Source organism: Flavobacterium sp. NRK F10 (genome assembly GCF_024054235.1).
Classification (GTDB): domain Bacteria; phylum Bacteroidota; class Bacteroidia; order Flavobacteriales; family Flavobacteriaceae; genus Flavobacterium; species Flavobacterium sediminis.
Genome location: NZ_JAMXLC010000001.1, coordinates 2,853,019 through 2,865,384 on the forward strand (window position 1 = coordinate 2,853,019; position 12,366 = coordinate 2,865,384).

A 12,366-nucleotide genomic window follows, 5' to 3' on the forward strand; every position below is an offset into this window, starting at 1 on the left:
AATAGTCAAAAAATATTAGTATTTTTGCCACTCAACTAAAAATTACAATAATGCAAGACGGAATTTACGCAAAATTTAATACGCCAAAAGGTAGTATTTTGGTGAAATTAACTCACGATAAAACACCGGGTACAGTTGGTAACTTTGTCGGCTTAGCTGAAGGACATTTAGAGAACAATGTGTTACCAATGGGAAAACCTTATTATGATGGACTGACGTTTCATAGAGTGATTCCTGATTTTATGATACAGGGAGGTTGCCCTCAGGGAACCGGAGTAGGCGGACCGGGATATCAGTTTGATGATGAATTTCATCCTGATTTGGTTCACGATGGTCCCGGGGTATTGTCTATGGCAAATGCAGGTCCCGGAACGAACGGTTCTCAATTTTTTATCACGCACGTTCCGACTCCTTGGTTAGACGGAAAGCATACCGTATTCGGACATGTGGTGGAAGGACAGGATGTAGTGGATGCTATTGCTCAGGGAGACAGAATTGATTCTGTAGAAATTATAAGAGTAGGTGAAGAAGCAAAGAAATGGAATGCTATTGAAGCTTTCAGAACGTTTGAAGGATCAAGAGAGCAACGTATTGCAGAAGAGAAGAAACAAGCAGAAGAAGCTCTTGAAAAATTAGCTGCCGGTTTTCAAAAAACAGAAAGTGGCTTACGCTACCAGATTATTCAAAAAGGAAACGGTAAAAAGCCGCAAAAAGGAAGTAAAGTTTCCGTACATTACCAAGGTGCTTTAGATAACGGAATGGTTTTCGATTCTTCTTATAAAAGAAAAGAACCAATTGAATTTACTTTAGGTGTAGGTCAGGTAATAGAAGGTTGGGATGAAGGAATTGCTTTGTTACAAGTAGGAGATAAAGCTCGTTTTGTGATCCCCTCTTATTTAGGTTACGGAAGCCGTGGAGCAGGAGGAGTTATTCCACCTAATGCAACATTAGTATTTGATGTAGAATTGATGGATGTGAAGTAAGCTTTTATCCTTTAATTCAAAAGATAAATGAAAAATCCCGAAGACTACAGTCTGTCGGGATTTTTTGGTTTTGAGGTGTGCTAATTTAAAATTTAATCTACTAATTTACATATCCTATAACCTGATAAGCACGTTCTCCGTTATAGTATATTTTACTGTATAGAATTCCATTGTATTCATAGTACGTTTTACCGTCTACAATCACTTTTTCATAATCGACAGGGATCGCATACACAATAGCTCCGATAGGAGGGTTTACAACAGCATATTCGTTTCCGGAACTTATGTAATAAGTTCCTTCATAATAGAAATACGTTCCGCTGTTGATCGTTACAATAATGTAGCCTACCGGTAAAATGGTAATGTGCAATCCGATCGGCGGAGCTGTACGAACATAGTTATGGTTTACTCTTTTATAATAGAAGCCGGCATTCGTGTAATATTCGTTATTTTGATGCACAATCTTACGCATATCACGATTGTTGTCATCTCGTACAACAACTACTTTGGGCTCATTTCTTTTATAAGTTACCTGTTCTCTATCTACATTATAAGGTTTAGGTTGATTGTCAACAGAAGTAGATCTGGGTTGTTGAGTCCTGCCATCAGTTCTCTGAGGATTAGCTGTAGAAGACGATCTTCTGTTCTGAGCATTTGTTCCTACGAATGCAGCTAACAATAAAGCTGTCAATCCTATTTTTTTTAGTGCTTTCATACTTGTTTAAATTTTAGTTGATTAAATTTAAAACTCATATCAAATATACAGATAAAAGAAGCATGATTAAGCAACAAATAGATGAATTCCGTGATTTTATAGATGAAATTACATATTAAATAGATAAGAAAAAACTGTTGTATTCAATTAGTATTAAGTAGAAAAATGTTTTGTATTTTTACAAGATAAATTTTAAAATATGAAGTGCATCTTTTCTCTTTTAATTTTCTTTTTCTCTTGGAACTCTTTTAGCCAGATTCAGCATTGCGGTTACGATTTTACGTCTTATCTGGTGGTGGATGTTTACGAAAACGGAAAAACGGAAAATGTAAAAGAGTTAAAAATCTCAATTGTAGATGAAAACGGAAATGAAGTAGTCAATGTAAATAATTTGTACAGTTGGAATAAAGCCAATCTGCCGATGGTGTTTACTCAGAATTATCTGGTGAGTAATGAAGGCGAAAAGGAGCGTTATTTTTTTCCGTACGCAAAAGATCAATACTTTATTTCGGTTACCAATACATTTCCGGCAGAGCAATTCAGTATAAAGATCGAAGATCCCAATGGTATCTATAAAAGTCAGATGCTTCCTTTACAGAGTTATAACCTTTATATCTTATGTTCGGCGGAAAATGAGCGTCAAGCACGTTCTTTCGGTCCGAGAAGTAACCGACCGATTGAGGTGGTCTTAGAAAAAAAGTAAAGAAATTATAAGTATGAGTGTTTTAGATAAAAAACAGGCAAGCCGATACAAAAAACTGGCAATGGTGTTAACCCAATACGGTTTTGAGGATTTGATTGCCGCTTCCGGCTTGTTCAATTACCTGCCTGTTTCTTATTTGGAGAAACATCAGGCTTTAAAGCAAAATTTAGAACATTCTACTTATGAAAGAATACGGATGGTTTTGGAAGAACTGGGACCAACGTATATTAAATTCGGTCAGATATTCAGCAATAGAGAAGATCTGCTTCCGAAACAGTTGTTGGAAGAGTTAACAAAATTACAGGATAAAGTTCCGGCTCGTGACAGTATTGATATACGGGTGTTATTGGAAGCCGAATTTGAAATTGATCCGAATAGTTATTTTCAGCAAATAGAAGAGGAACCTTTGGCAGCTGCTTCTATAGCTCAGGTTTACAGAGCAACATTAACAAATGGTGAAAAGGTCGTTTTTAAAGTTCAGCGACCGGATATCAAAGAAGTCATTGAAGCCGATATTGAGATCATGAAATCGCTGGCTAAGACTTTGGAAAGTTACAGTGCAACTTTGCAGTCTTTCCAGCCGGTGAATATGGTAGAGACTTTTGAAGAAAGTATTTTAGAAGAACTTGATTTTACCCGAGAATTATACAATTTAGAGCGTTTTGCTCAAAATTTTGAAGACGAACCTTATTTACATGTTCCAAGAGCTTACAAAGAATTGTCGAACCGACGAATAATTTGTATGGAATATATTGAAGGAATCAAAATCAGTAATGTTGTTGCTTTAGACGGATTAGGGGTTGACAGAAAGGAATTAGCGAAAGTAGGTGTTGATCTGTATTTGAAGCAAGTTCTCGAATTCGGCTTTTTTCATGCCGATCCGCATCCGGGTAATTTATTTTTCTTGCCCGATAGGGAACAACTGTGTTTTATTGATTTCGGGATGATGGGGAGAATCCTTACTTCTGAACGTGAATTACTGGAAGACCTGATCCTGTATTTTGTTAGAAAAGATACCAAAAAGATCATCAGTACCGTTGAAAGGATCGCCATAAAATGTGATATTGCCGACAGAAAAAAAGTAGAATATGAACTGAATAAGCTTTTAGGTGAAGCTGATTCCATGAAACTTCAGGATATTAAACTGGAAGAAGGAATCGGGAAGTTCAAAGAGATCCTGACTGAGAACAAAGTCGTTCTGCCGCATTATTTGTATATGTTGATGAGAGCCTTGTTAATTATTGATGCTATCGGGTTAAAACTTGATCCGGAATATAGTCTGATGTCAAATGTGGAGCCGTATATCACATCGATCATCAGCAGAAGGTTCAGTCCGAAACGCATTTTCAATAAATTGGTCAAACGCTTTGAAGAGATTTATGATCTGGTTGATAATCTGCCTTCGGATCTTAAAGAGATCTTAGAAAAAACAAAACGGGGAGAATTAAAAATAAAGCATGAAGTTCACGGACTTGAAGAGATGCGTGATACTATTCAAAAAGCCAGCAATCGTTTGGTTTTGGCCGTCATTATTGCAGCCTTATCCATCGGTTCGTCCATATTGGTTTTTGCGAATATGCCACCTAAGATCTACAACGTTCCTTTTTTAGGTTTTGTCGGTTTTATAATTTCCGGTTTGTTGAGCCTGCGATTAGCATATTCTATTTTTAAAAGCGGAAAGTATTAAAAAAATTAATCCCAAACATTAGGTCGGTCAACTCCCATAGCTCTTAAATACGATAAAAAATTGCCGGCATGAACGGCTTCGTGGTAACCGATACGCAATAAATAGTCTCCGAGTATTTTCTTTTCACCGTTTCCGGGATGGATGATCTGATTTTCTGAGAGTTCTTCAGCAGAAAACTTTTTGATACTATCCAGAAATTGTTCTCGATAGGGCTGAGCAAATTCAAGTTCTTCATTTACATTCCGATACGGACGATTTTCCCACGGTGTTCTATAATGCGTCATATCTCCTTGATTGATAATAATATTCCAGCCGTAATCGGCTTCCAGAACATGCCGAATCATTTGAATAGCGGTCATAGCCTCGTTATCCGGTTGCCAATGGTAATATTCTTCAGGTAGCGCTTTCCAAAGTTTGATGCTTCTTCGCCTGATCTCTGATAGATTTAAAAGTATAAGTTCGGTTTGTGTCATGATTTTATTCGGCATTTAATCTACTGTTCAGTCCGGTATTTAGTGAGACTATAGCGTTTATTTCCACTTAATATTACAACCCATACTTGGTTTTTGATCTTCGTCAATTTTTCGGTTATATAAGATAGCATCTATAGCCGCACGTAAGTCACTACCGCTTACGGGAATAGAATTTCCCGGGCGGGAATCATCGAGTTGACCTCTATACACCAGTTGGTCGCGATTGTCAAATAAATAAAAATCAGGGGTGCAAGCAGCATCATAAGCTTTAGCTATTTCTTGTGTTTCGTCGTACAGGTAGGGAAAGTCAATTCTGTTTCCCAAAGCAAAATCAGCCATTTTATCAGGAGCGTCCTGTGGATAGTTCACTACATCATTACTCGAAATTGCCACCACGCCAATTCCCTGCACTCGGTAATCATTAGCGATCATGACAACTTCGTCAATTACATGTACAACATAAGGACAGTGATTGCAAATGAACATAACTAAAGTACCCTTGGTTCCTTTTACGTCATTATAAGTATATGAATCATTGAAATTAGTTGCGGGTAATTTAAAATCAGGCGCTTTTGTGCCAAGCGGAAGCATATTTGAAGGTGTTCGAGCCATTTTAAGATGTTTATAGTTTGTCGGTTTGATGAAAATATGAGATTCTCTTTTTATTATACGCTATAATTTTTAAATTAGTTACACCAAAAACAAAATAAATAAGAACGATCATGAGAACATTACAGGACTGGTTCGGAGAGTATAGCCAAAGCCACCAAAACAAAACCAACAAAGCGATTCACTATATTTGTGTACCGGCTATTTTTTTATCTATTGTAGGATTGTTGATGAGTATTCCTAACGGAATATTACATTTTTTACCGGCATTTTTAGCCAATTGGGCTTTTGTAGCCTTAGTATTCGTATCAATATTTTATTTCCGATTATCCGTAAAAATGGGATTTCAGATTGTTCTGTTCTCATTGGTATGTTTGCTGTTGAATTATTATATTGCACAATATGTGACGCTATGGAAAGTTTCGTTGCTGATTTTTACAGTGGCTTGGATCGGACAATTTTACGGACATAAAGTAGAAGGTAAGAAACCTTCTTTTTTTAAAGATTTACAATTTTTATTAATCGGCCCGGCATGGGTCTTACATTCAATTTTTAATGGAAGATAATCAGATTTCTTGGAGTGATTTTGAGAAAGTAGATATTAGAGTAGGAACTATTATAGCGGTAAATGATTTTCCGGAGGCCAGAAATCCGGCTTATCAGCTAACCATTGATTTCGGAGAAGAGATCGGTGTTAAAAAATCATCGGCTCAGATAACCGATTTATACCGGAAAGAAGATCTTACAGGCAAACAGATTATAAGTGTAGTCAATTTTCCGAAAAAACAAATAGGGAAGTTCATGAGCGAATGTTTGGTACTGGGGTTAGTGGGAGAAGGAAAAGAAGTTACCCTTTTATCGCCTGATTTTAAAGTCAAGAACGGATTGCACCTGGCTTAGAAATAATAAAAAATCCCGAACTGAATTCGGGATTTTTTATATAACGCATTGCAAGTTCTTGTTTATTTTTCTTCTTTCTTTTCTTCTTCAGAGGTGTTAATATCAATTTCTGTTTTCTTTTCTCCGTCCTGCGTTGAAAACTCAACACCGTCTTCGCTTACACTTAGCGAAGTTCCGTCAGTTTCTTCCTGTTGCGGTGCAGCCTCTTGCTCAACAGCTACGTTTTCCGGACTTTCTTCTTTTTTTTCGTTGCAAGCGACTATACCTAATAGTGCAATTCCTGCGATAGCTAAACTCATTTTCTTCATAATAATTTGATTTTTAATTCTTTCGCAAGTTAGCTCTGTTTTATCCCAAACGTTTTATAACATTTAGATAGTTTGTTATATAATTTTAATATTTCATAGATAATAGTAATTTTGTGGCTTAATTCGCTTTACATTTAAAGTTAATATTTTTTATATATGTTTCGTTTAAAATTACCTACTGATCCGCGTTGGGCAAACATAGCCGAAGGAAATTTAGAAGAGATCTTATCAGATCACGCCTGGTGCGAACAAAAAGCAGCGACTAATGCCATTAATTTAATCATTAATAATTCCGAAAAGCAGGATCTGGTAGAAGAAATGCTAAAAATTTCTATTGAAGAAATGGAACATTTTAAAATGGTTCACGATATCATTATTCAACGCGGCTATGAGTTTAAACGCGAACGAAAAGATGATTATGTTAACGAATTGTTGAAATATTTAAAAAAGAATCAGGACGGTTCAAGAGAATCCGGACTTATTGAGCGTTTGTTGTTTGCTGCTATGATCGAAGCACGTAGCTGCGAACGTTTCAGAGTGTTGAGCGAGAACATTGAAGATCAGGAACTGGCACAGTTTTACCGTGAATTAATGGAAAGCGAAGCGATGCATTATACTTCATTCATCAATTTTGCCCGTAAATATTCAGAAACTATTGATGTTGAAAAACGTTGGAACGAATGGTTAGAAGCTGAAGCAAAAATTATTCAAAACTACGGAACGAAAGAAACGGTTCACGGATAAACCAAATCCTAATAATGCTAAAGGCGAGAGCGTGAATGGAAAAAACTATATTTGAGATAACAAAAATGGATTGTCCTTCGGAAGAGCATTTAATTCGAATGAAATTGGATGGAATTCCATGTATCGCAAATTTAGATTTTGACATACCTAACCGCAAATTAACCGTTTTTCACAGCGGTCAAATTGATCAGATCGAGAGATCAGTCTCGGAATTGAATTTAGGAGGTAAAAAGATATCGACTGAACAAGTTAAAGAAGTCCGTTTTGAAGACAATGCTGACCAGAAAAAGGTACTTTGGACAATACTCGGAATAAATTTTGCTTTTTTCATTATCGAAATGATAAGCGGATTTGTTTCAAAATCAATGGGATTGGTTGCAGATAGTTTGGATATGCTTGCCGATTCTTTTGTTTATGGGATTAGCCTTTTTGCCGTCGGAGGAACTTTAATAATGAAAAGCAGAGTTGCAAAACTTGCCGGATATTTTCAGATAACCCTTGCCATTATAGGATTCATAGAAGTATTAAGAAGGTTTTTAGGAGTCGCTAAATTACCGGATTTTTCAACAATGATTATCGTTTCAATTTTTGCACTTATTGCAAACGGAATTTGTTTGTATCTACTCCTTAAATCAAAAAATAAAGAAGAAGCTCACATGAAAGCCAGTATGATCTTTACTTCAAATGACGTGATTATCAACTTGGGCGTAATAATAGCGGCAATTTTAGTCAATGGGTTTAAGTCAAATAAACCGGATCTGATTATTGGTACAATCGTTTTTGTTTTAGTGATTCAAGGAGCAGTAAGAATATTAAAACTTGGAAAATAATAGGATTGAAAATTACATTATTTATTCTTTAATTCAATCCATTTACTCATAAACTTAGTACTTTGAAGAGATTGATGTTGCAAAACGTGTCCTAAAAAGTTTTGTCGGCGATGTGCTTCCAAGTTTTCCAGTAAATGTTGTATTCTGTTTTGAAAATGAGATGTAAATAGTTCTCTGTCAAATTCGTTTCGGAGAATTACAAAACCGTTTTGCCGGCATTGGTTCCAAAGCCTTTTGTTAGTATACAATTCGACCGCTTTTTCCACAAATTCCGATTCGTCATCAGCAATACAACCATTCCAGAGATCGCTGTGTTTCATAGCTTCAGCGCCTATTTCGGTAGTGACATTCGGCAAGCCGAAAAGCATACTTTCCAGCAATTTTCCTTTTAAACCCGCACCATACGGAATAGGAGCCAGTAGAACTCTGGCTTTTGAGAAGACTTCTTCAACACTGTTGGCTCTGCCTTTAATCAAAAAGCCTTCTTTTTCATTGTGCAGTTGGTAAACTTTATCGGTAGCATAAGCACCATAAATATGCAATTCGGCTTGCGGAATTTGTTTTTTGACGGATTTCCACAGTTTTTTCAATTGTAGCACCGTTTGCCAATTGGGCTCGTGCCAAAAGTTACCGATACTTACAAAATGTTCTCGTTCCGAAAAGCTTGGCTTGTCTGAAAGTATATCAGTTTCGACTAAAAACGGAAGATATTCTAAAAGAACCGGATCAACTTTAAAAGTCTGCGTTAACAATTCCATTTCAAATTTAGAAATGATCAGGCTGAGGTCGCAACGGTAGATCGAAGCCAGTTCGCGTTTAAACGTATCGTTGAGGTAATCGTCAAAACGTAGCGTTCGGTTCTGCCTGAAAGCGGTTTCCCGGGCTTTTCGTAGAAAATGCAAATCTTCGGTATCCAGAATCCGTAAGGCATCCGGACAATTTTCGGCTACGCGCCAACCGAATTGTTCTTCGATCATAAAGCGGTCGAAAACCACCACATCCGGATGCAGTTTTGTAATCAGTTCGTCAAAACTGTCGTGATTCAATTGAATGGAATACGCTGCAATATTCCATTGGCTGACATCAAAGGAAAATTCATTGGCTGTTGCCGCCGAAAGAAAAGAAATCTCAAAATTCATTTCCTGAAAAAGAGTAATGAGCTGCAACATTCGGCTTCCGGCTGCTGTCGATTCCGGTTCCGGCCATACACTTCCTATGATAACGAGTTTTTGCATGCCACAAAAATAGCTTTTTAAGGCTAATTGTTGATAAATTATGTGCTTTCTTGATAACTAAATGTACTGTAAAAAACACTTTATCGTAATTTTATAGAAACAAAATGGTATCGCATGAGAATAGAAACAGACTTAAAATTGGGTTTTAAAGATGTTATGATTCGCCCTAAACGTTCAACACTAAGCAGTCGGTCACAGGTCAATTTGGAACGCGAATACAAATTCAGGCACAGTCCGTTCGTATGGAAAGGAGTACCGATCATGGCGGCTAATATGGATACGGTGGGAACTTTTGAAATGGCATTGGCATTGGCTCAAAAAAGTATGTTTACGGCTGTTCACAAACATTATTCGGTAGAAGAGTGGAAGTATTTTATGGCTAAAGCTCCTGCCGGTGTTGAACATTTTATTGCGGTGAGTACGGGAACGGGAAAAGAGGATATTGAAAAGGTGCAGCTCATTTTTGAACAAAATCCGAGGTTACAATTTTTATGTATTGATGTGGCCAATGGCTATTCGGAACATTTTGTGGAATTTGTCAAAAAAATGCGCGCGCTTTTACCGGAAAAAGTCATTATTGCCGGAAATGTAGTGACAGGCGAAATGGTAGAGGAACTGTTGCTTTCGGGCGCTGATATTGTAAAAGTAGGCATCGGTCCGGGTTCGGTTTGTACCACGCGTGTTAAAACAGGAGTAGGCTATCCACAGTTGTCGGCAATTATTGAATGTGCCGATGCGGCTCACGGATTGGGCGGACACATTATTAGCGATGGCGGTTGCAGTATTCCGGGCGATGTGGCGAAAGCTTTCGGTGCGGGTTCTGATTTCGTGATGTTGGGCGGAATGTTAGCAGGACATGATGAAAGCGGCGGCCAATTGATCGAACGCAACGGCGAACGCTATAAATTGTTTTACGGGATGAGTTCGGCTACGGCGATGGAAAAACACGCGGGTGGTGTTGCGGAATATCGCGCTAGCGAAGGAAAAACGGTGGAAGTTCCGTATCGCGGTGCTGTGGAAGATACCGTTTTGGATATTTTAGGCGGTTTGCGAAGTACCTGTACGTATGTGGGCGCAGCTCAACTGAAAGAATTGTCAAAACGAACGACTTTTATCTGTGTAAGCGAACAGGAGAATCGGGTTTTTACGAAGTGAATGAGAAGGCACAAGTTGAAAGTTAAAAGTTGAAAGTCAAAAGTCACGAGTCACAAGTTGAAAGGGAGAAGAATAAGGAATGAGGAATATAGAATGTTGAATACAGAATAATCAATAATCTGGTTTGTATTTATTGTTTTGGAAAGTAACATAATACATTAAATTGATGTTGATAAAATAGTAGTTTTATTCATGAGATATTTAAAGATAACATTTGTTAGAGTTTTATTAAGTTTTTTTATTTCCAATATGTTTATTGCTCTGTTTATAGATGAAAAAACTTTGTCTGTCCCTGTATTTTCTGTAATTTATAGAATTATAGGAACTGGATTAATTTATTATGGATTAACGCTTTATGTTAATAATAGAAGATAAATAATTGTAATGTAATTGTGTAAGTTTACTTTTTTGAGAAAGTCAAAAATTCAAAGTAGAAGTTTAAAGATATTAAAAAAGAACAATTAAAAAATGACATTTTTTAAATACTGTCCGAATTGCAGATCCGAACATTTTGAATTTACGAATAACGTTCGTTTTCATTGTTTGGATTGTGATTTTACGTATTACCATAATATAGCCGCTGCAGTGGCGGTTGTGTTTACGTTTGAAGATCAAATCTTGTTTACGGTGCGCAATGTGGATCCTGATAAAGGAAAGTGGGATTTACCGGGTGGATTTATCGATCCGGGTGAAAATGCGGAAGAAGCGGCTTGCCGGGAAATTCAGGAAGAATTGGGATTACAGATTGTACCGAAAGATTTGAAATACATCACGACTTCGCCTAATAATTATTTGTATAAAAGTGTTCCCTACCGAACGATGGATATTTTTTATGAATGTTCGTTGGCAACCGATACTATCCGAATCAATGCCGAAGATGAAATTCAGGATTTGATTTGGGTAAAGCGTTCCGAGATTACGTTAGAAAATATCGGTTTTGTTTCCATCCGAAAGGTCATAGGGGAGCGGTTTTTAGGAAATTCTTGACCTAGCCATTTACTTTAACCGCTGTTAGCAGAAGGCATTATTTTGTTGTTAAATATGTATATAAGTAATTACCAGCCACTCCTAAAATTAAACTACCTATTACTGTTAATAAATATTTGCTCAATTTTCTTTTGTAACTATTTTGTACTTTAATTTTGTTTTTTTCTGATTCGGGAGTTAAAATAATAAAACTTGGCGCACCATAAAACTCAAATTCTTCTAGCACTATCAAAGTAATTTTTTGTAAAAAATATATTCCTAAAAACAAAAATATATAATTACCATAATGATGAATCCATAATGTTGAATTATTAATATTTTCATTCAATTTAATCTTTTCATTTGTGTTTATTAGAGATAAGATTAATGTGATTGCAATTAAAGCTGCTGAAATTAAATGACCAACTCTCTCACTGTTAAATTTAAAAAAGTCTATTATTTTATTGTCCTTTTTAATAAGAGTCTGCAAGTTTTTTGTCAACATTGCTTCTATATCAGCTCCCCAAGTTCTTGCGGTATGAGAAATTCTAAAACTAACACCGCTGTCATAATATCTATGATGTATATCATCATCAAAACTCGGAATTGGACCATTATTATCTGTTACAAATGAAATAGAAATTTCTTGCTTTTCAAATGTTTCTTTATCTCTAAATTTGACAAGGTATTGCCAAGTTAGATGTACGGCTCTTGAAACTAACGGCAGTTTTTCGTTATAATGTACTAAATGGTCAAAGCCGTTTAATGTAACTGTTGTGTTGTCATTATAGTATATAGAAGCTCGAAACTGAATTAATTTTGAGTCATTTTGTTGATAAATGCGTTGATTTATTACTTCGAACAACGAAATAATATTTTCCTTATTAATTTCAAAAGATCCTCTTAGGTATTTAGAAATAGTTTGTGGTTTTCCAAGTAAACTAACAATAAAATCTTTAAATTGCTCTTCATTAAAAGGTAAAGCAACTTTACCACTTGTATCAATACTATGTAATTCTTGCTTGTATTCTTCCATAATTATTTCTTGTTGTTGAATA

Annotated in this window: 15 protein-coding genes; 9 read left to right on the forward strand and 6 right to left on the reverse strand. The window is 36.3% G+C overall.

Annotation, left to right across the window (positions count from 1 at the left end; genetic code table 11):
* Positions 1-50: 50 nt before the first annotated feature.
* Positions 51-983, forward strand: a complete 933-nt coding sequence (locus tag NHF50_RS12985) for a peptidylprolyl isomerase (protein WP_109570052.1) — start codon at positions 51-53, stop codon at positions 981-983.
* A 100-nt stretch (positions 984-1,083) separates the two neighbouring features.
* Here the strand turns inward: NHF50_RS12985 and NHF50_RS12990 are convergent, their stop codons facing one another.
* Positions 1,084-1,698, reverse strand: coding sequence for a DUF6515 family protein (locus tag NHF50_RS12990; protein WP_109570053.1), 615 nt, complete (start codon positions 1,696-1,698; stop codon positions 1,084-1,086).
* Positions 1,699-1,897: 199 nt separating this feature from the next.
* Here NHF50_RS12990 and NHF50_RS12995 point away from each other — a divergent pair, with 199 nt between their 5' ends.
* Complete coding sequence (locus tag NHF50_RS12995; protein ID WP_252776862.1) at positions 1,898-2,401, forward strand: hypothetical protein; 504 nt, start codon at positions 1,898-1,900, stop codon at positions 2,399-2,401.
* A gap of 13 nt (positions 2,402-2,414) precedes the next feature.
* Positions 2,415-4,088 (forward strand): AarF/ABC1/UbiB kinase family protein, encoded by a 1,674-nt coding sequence (locus NHF50_RS13000; RefSeq protein WP_252776864.1) that lies wholly within the window; start codon positions 2,415-2,417, stop codon positions 4,086-4,088.
* A gap of 5 nt (positions 4,089-4,093) precedes the next feature.
* Here the strand turns inward: NHF50_RS13000 and NHF50_RS13005 are convergent, their stop codons facing one another.
* Positions 4,094-4,576, reverse strand: a complete 483-nt coding sequence (locus tag NHF50_RS13005) for a DinB family protein (RefSeq protein ID WP_252776865.1) — start codon at positions 4,574-4,576, stop codon at positions 4,094-4,096.
* A 42-nt stretch (positions 4,577-4,618) separates the two neighbouring features.
* Complete coding sequence (locus tag NHF50_RS13010; RefSeq protein ID WP_252776868.1) at positions 4,619-5,173, reverse strand: thioredoxin family protein; 555 nt, start codon at positions 5,171-5,173, stop codon at positions 4,619-4,621.
* A 110-nt stretch (positions 5,174-5,283) separates the two neighbouring features.
* Here NHF50_RS13010 and NHF50_RS13015 point away from each other — a divergent pair, with 110 nt between their 5' ends.
* Together NHF50_RS13015 and NHF50_RS13020 are read left to right on the forward strand one after the other, a co-directional pair.
* Positions 5,284-5,736 (forward strand): DUF962 domain-containing protein, encoded by a 453-nt coding sequence (locus tag NHF50_RS13015; RefSeq protein WP_252776869.1) that lies wholly within the window; start codon positions 5,284-5,286, stop codon positions 5,734-5,736.
* A complete protein-coding gene (locus NHF50_RS13020; RefSeq protein WP_252776871.1) occupies positions 5,726-6,070 on the forward strand; it encodes a tRNA-binding protein in 345 nt (114 codons plus the stop codon). The genes NHF50_RS13015 and NHF50_RS13020 overlap by 11 nt, the downstream gene beginning before the upstream one ends.
* Positions 6,071-6,132: 62 nt before the next feature.
* On the opposite strand, the gene NHF50_RS13025 is transcribed toward NHF50_RS13020, so the two are convergent.
* Positions 6,133-6,378: a hypothetical protein gene (locus NHF50_RS13025; protein ID WP_252776873.1), complete on the reverse strand. Its 246-nt coding sequence runs from the start codon at positions 6,376-6,378 to the stop codon at positions 6,133-6,135.
* A 156-nt stretch (positions 6,379-6,534) separates the two neighbouring features.
* Here NHF50_RS13025 and NHF50_RS13030 point away from each other — a divergent pair, with 156 nt between their 5' ends.
* Both NHF50_RS13030 and NHF50_RS13035 read left to right on the forward strand, forming a co-directional pair.
* Positions 6,535-7,122, forward strand: coding sequence for a tRNA-(ms[2]io[6]A)-hydroxylase (locus tag NHF50_RS13030; protein WP_109570059.1), 588 nt, complete (start codon positions 6,535-6,537; stop codon positions 7,120-7,122).
* A 35-nt stretch (positions 7,123-7,157) separates the two neighbouring features.
* The gene (locus NHF50_RS13035; RefSeq protein ID WP_109570060.1) at positions 7,158-7,952 is read left to right on the forward strand and encodes a cation transporter; all 795 of its coding nucleotides are present in this window, start codon (positions 7,158-7,160) and stop codon (positions 7,950-7,952) included.
* Between the two features lie 17 nt (positions 7,953-7,969).
* Here NHF50_RS13035 and NHF50_RS13040 read toward each other — a convergent pair whose 3' ends face one another.
* Positions 7,970-9,187, reverse strand: a complete 1,218-nt coding sequence (locus NHF50_RS13040; RefSeq protein ID WP_252776875.1) for a glycosyltransferase family 4 protein — start codon at positions 9,185-9,187, stop codon at positions 7,970-7,972.
* Positions 9,188-9,301: 114 nt separating this feature from the next.
* On the opposite strand from NHF50_RS13040, the gene NHF50_RS13045 reads away from it, so the two are divergent.
* Both NHF50_RS13045 and NHF50_RS13050 read left to right on the forward strand, forming a co-directional pair.
* A complete protein-coding gene (locus NHF50_RS13045; protein ID WP_252776877.1) occupies positions 9,302-10,342 on the forward strand; it encodes a GMP reductase in 1,041 nt (346 codons plus the stop codon).
* A 468-nt stretch (positions 10,343-10,810) separates the two neighbouring features.
* Complete coding sequence (locus NHF50_RS13050) at positions 10,811-11,329, forward strand: NUDIX domain-containing protein (protein ID WP_252776878.1); 519 nt, start codon at positions 10,811-10,813, stop codon at positions 11,327-11,329.
* Between the two features lie 37 nt (positions 11,330-11,366).
* On the opposite strand, the gene NHF50_RS13055 is transcribed toward NHF50_RS13050, so the two are convergent.
* Positions 11,367-12,344, reverse strand: coding sequence for a hypothetical protein (locus NHF50_RS13055; protein WP_252776879.1), 978 nt, complete (start codon positions 12,342-12,344; stop codon positions 11,367-11,369).
* Positions 12,345-12,366 lie beyond the last annotated feature (22 nt).

Bases quoted from the DNA above. Each gene is read 5' to 3' on its own strand.
- NHF50_RS13050 (WP_252776878.1), top strand. From the start codon at position 10,811: ATGACATTTTTTAAATACTGTCCGAATTGCAGATCCGAACATTTTGAA.
- NHF50_RS13025 (WP_252776873.1), bottom strand. From the start codon at position 6,378: ATGAAGAAAATGAGTTTAGCTATCGCAGGAATTGCACTATTAGGTATA.
- NHF50_RS13035 (WP_109570060.1), top strand. From the start codon at position 7,158: ATGGAAAAAACTATATTTGAGATAACAAAAATGGATTGTCCTTCGGAA.
- NHF50_RS13000 (WP_252776864.1), top strand. From the start codon at position 2,415: ATGAGTGTTTTAGATAAAAAACAGGCAAGCCGATACAAAAAACTGGCA.
- NHF50_RS13005 (WP_252776865.1), bottom strand. From the start codon at position 4,576: ATGCCGAATAAAATCATGACACAAACCGAACTTATACTTTTAAATCTA.
- NHF50_RS13040 (WP_252776875.1), bottom strand. From the start codon at position 9,187: ATGCAAAAACTCGTTATCATAGGAAGTGTATGGCCGGAACCGGAATCG.
- NHF50_RS13010 (WP_252776868.1), bottom strand. From the start codon at position 5,173: ATGGCTCGAACACCTTCAAATATGCTTCCGCTTGGCACAAAAGCGCCT.
- NHF50_RS12995 (WP_252776862.1), top strand. From the start codon at position 1,898: ATGAAGTGCATCTTTTCTCTTTTAATTTTCTTTTTCTCTTGGAACTCT.
- NHF50_RS13030 (WP_109570059.1), top strand. From the start codon at position 6,535: ATGTTTCGTTTAAAATTACCTACTGATCCGCGTTGGGCAAACATAGCC.
- NHF50_RS13020 (WP_252776871.1), top strand. From the start codon at position 5,726: ATGGAAGATAATCAGATTTCTTGGAGTGATTTTGAGAAAGTAGATATT.
- NHF50_RS12990 (WP_109570053.1), bottom strand. From the start codon at position 1,698: ATGAAAGCACTAAAAAAAATAGGATTGACAGCTTTATTGTTAGCTGCA.
- NHF50_RS13045 (WP_252776877.1), top strand. From the start codon at position 9,302: ATGAGAATAGAAACAGACTTAAAATTGGGTTTTAAAGATGTTATGATT.
- NHF50_RS12985 (WP_109570052.1), top strand. From the start codon at position 51: ATGCAAGACGGAATTTACGCAAAATTTAATACGCCAAAAGGTAGTATT.
- NHF50_RS13015 (WP_252776869.1), top strand. From the start codon at position 5,284: ATGAGAACATTACAGGACTGGTTCGGAGAGTATAGCCAAAGCCACCAA.
- NHF50_RS13055 (WP_252776879.1), bottom strand. From the start codon at position 12,344: ATGGAAGAATACAAGCAAGAATTACATAGTATTGATACAAGTGGTAAA.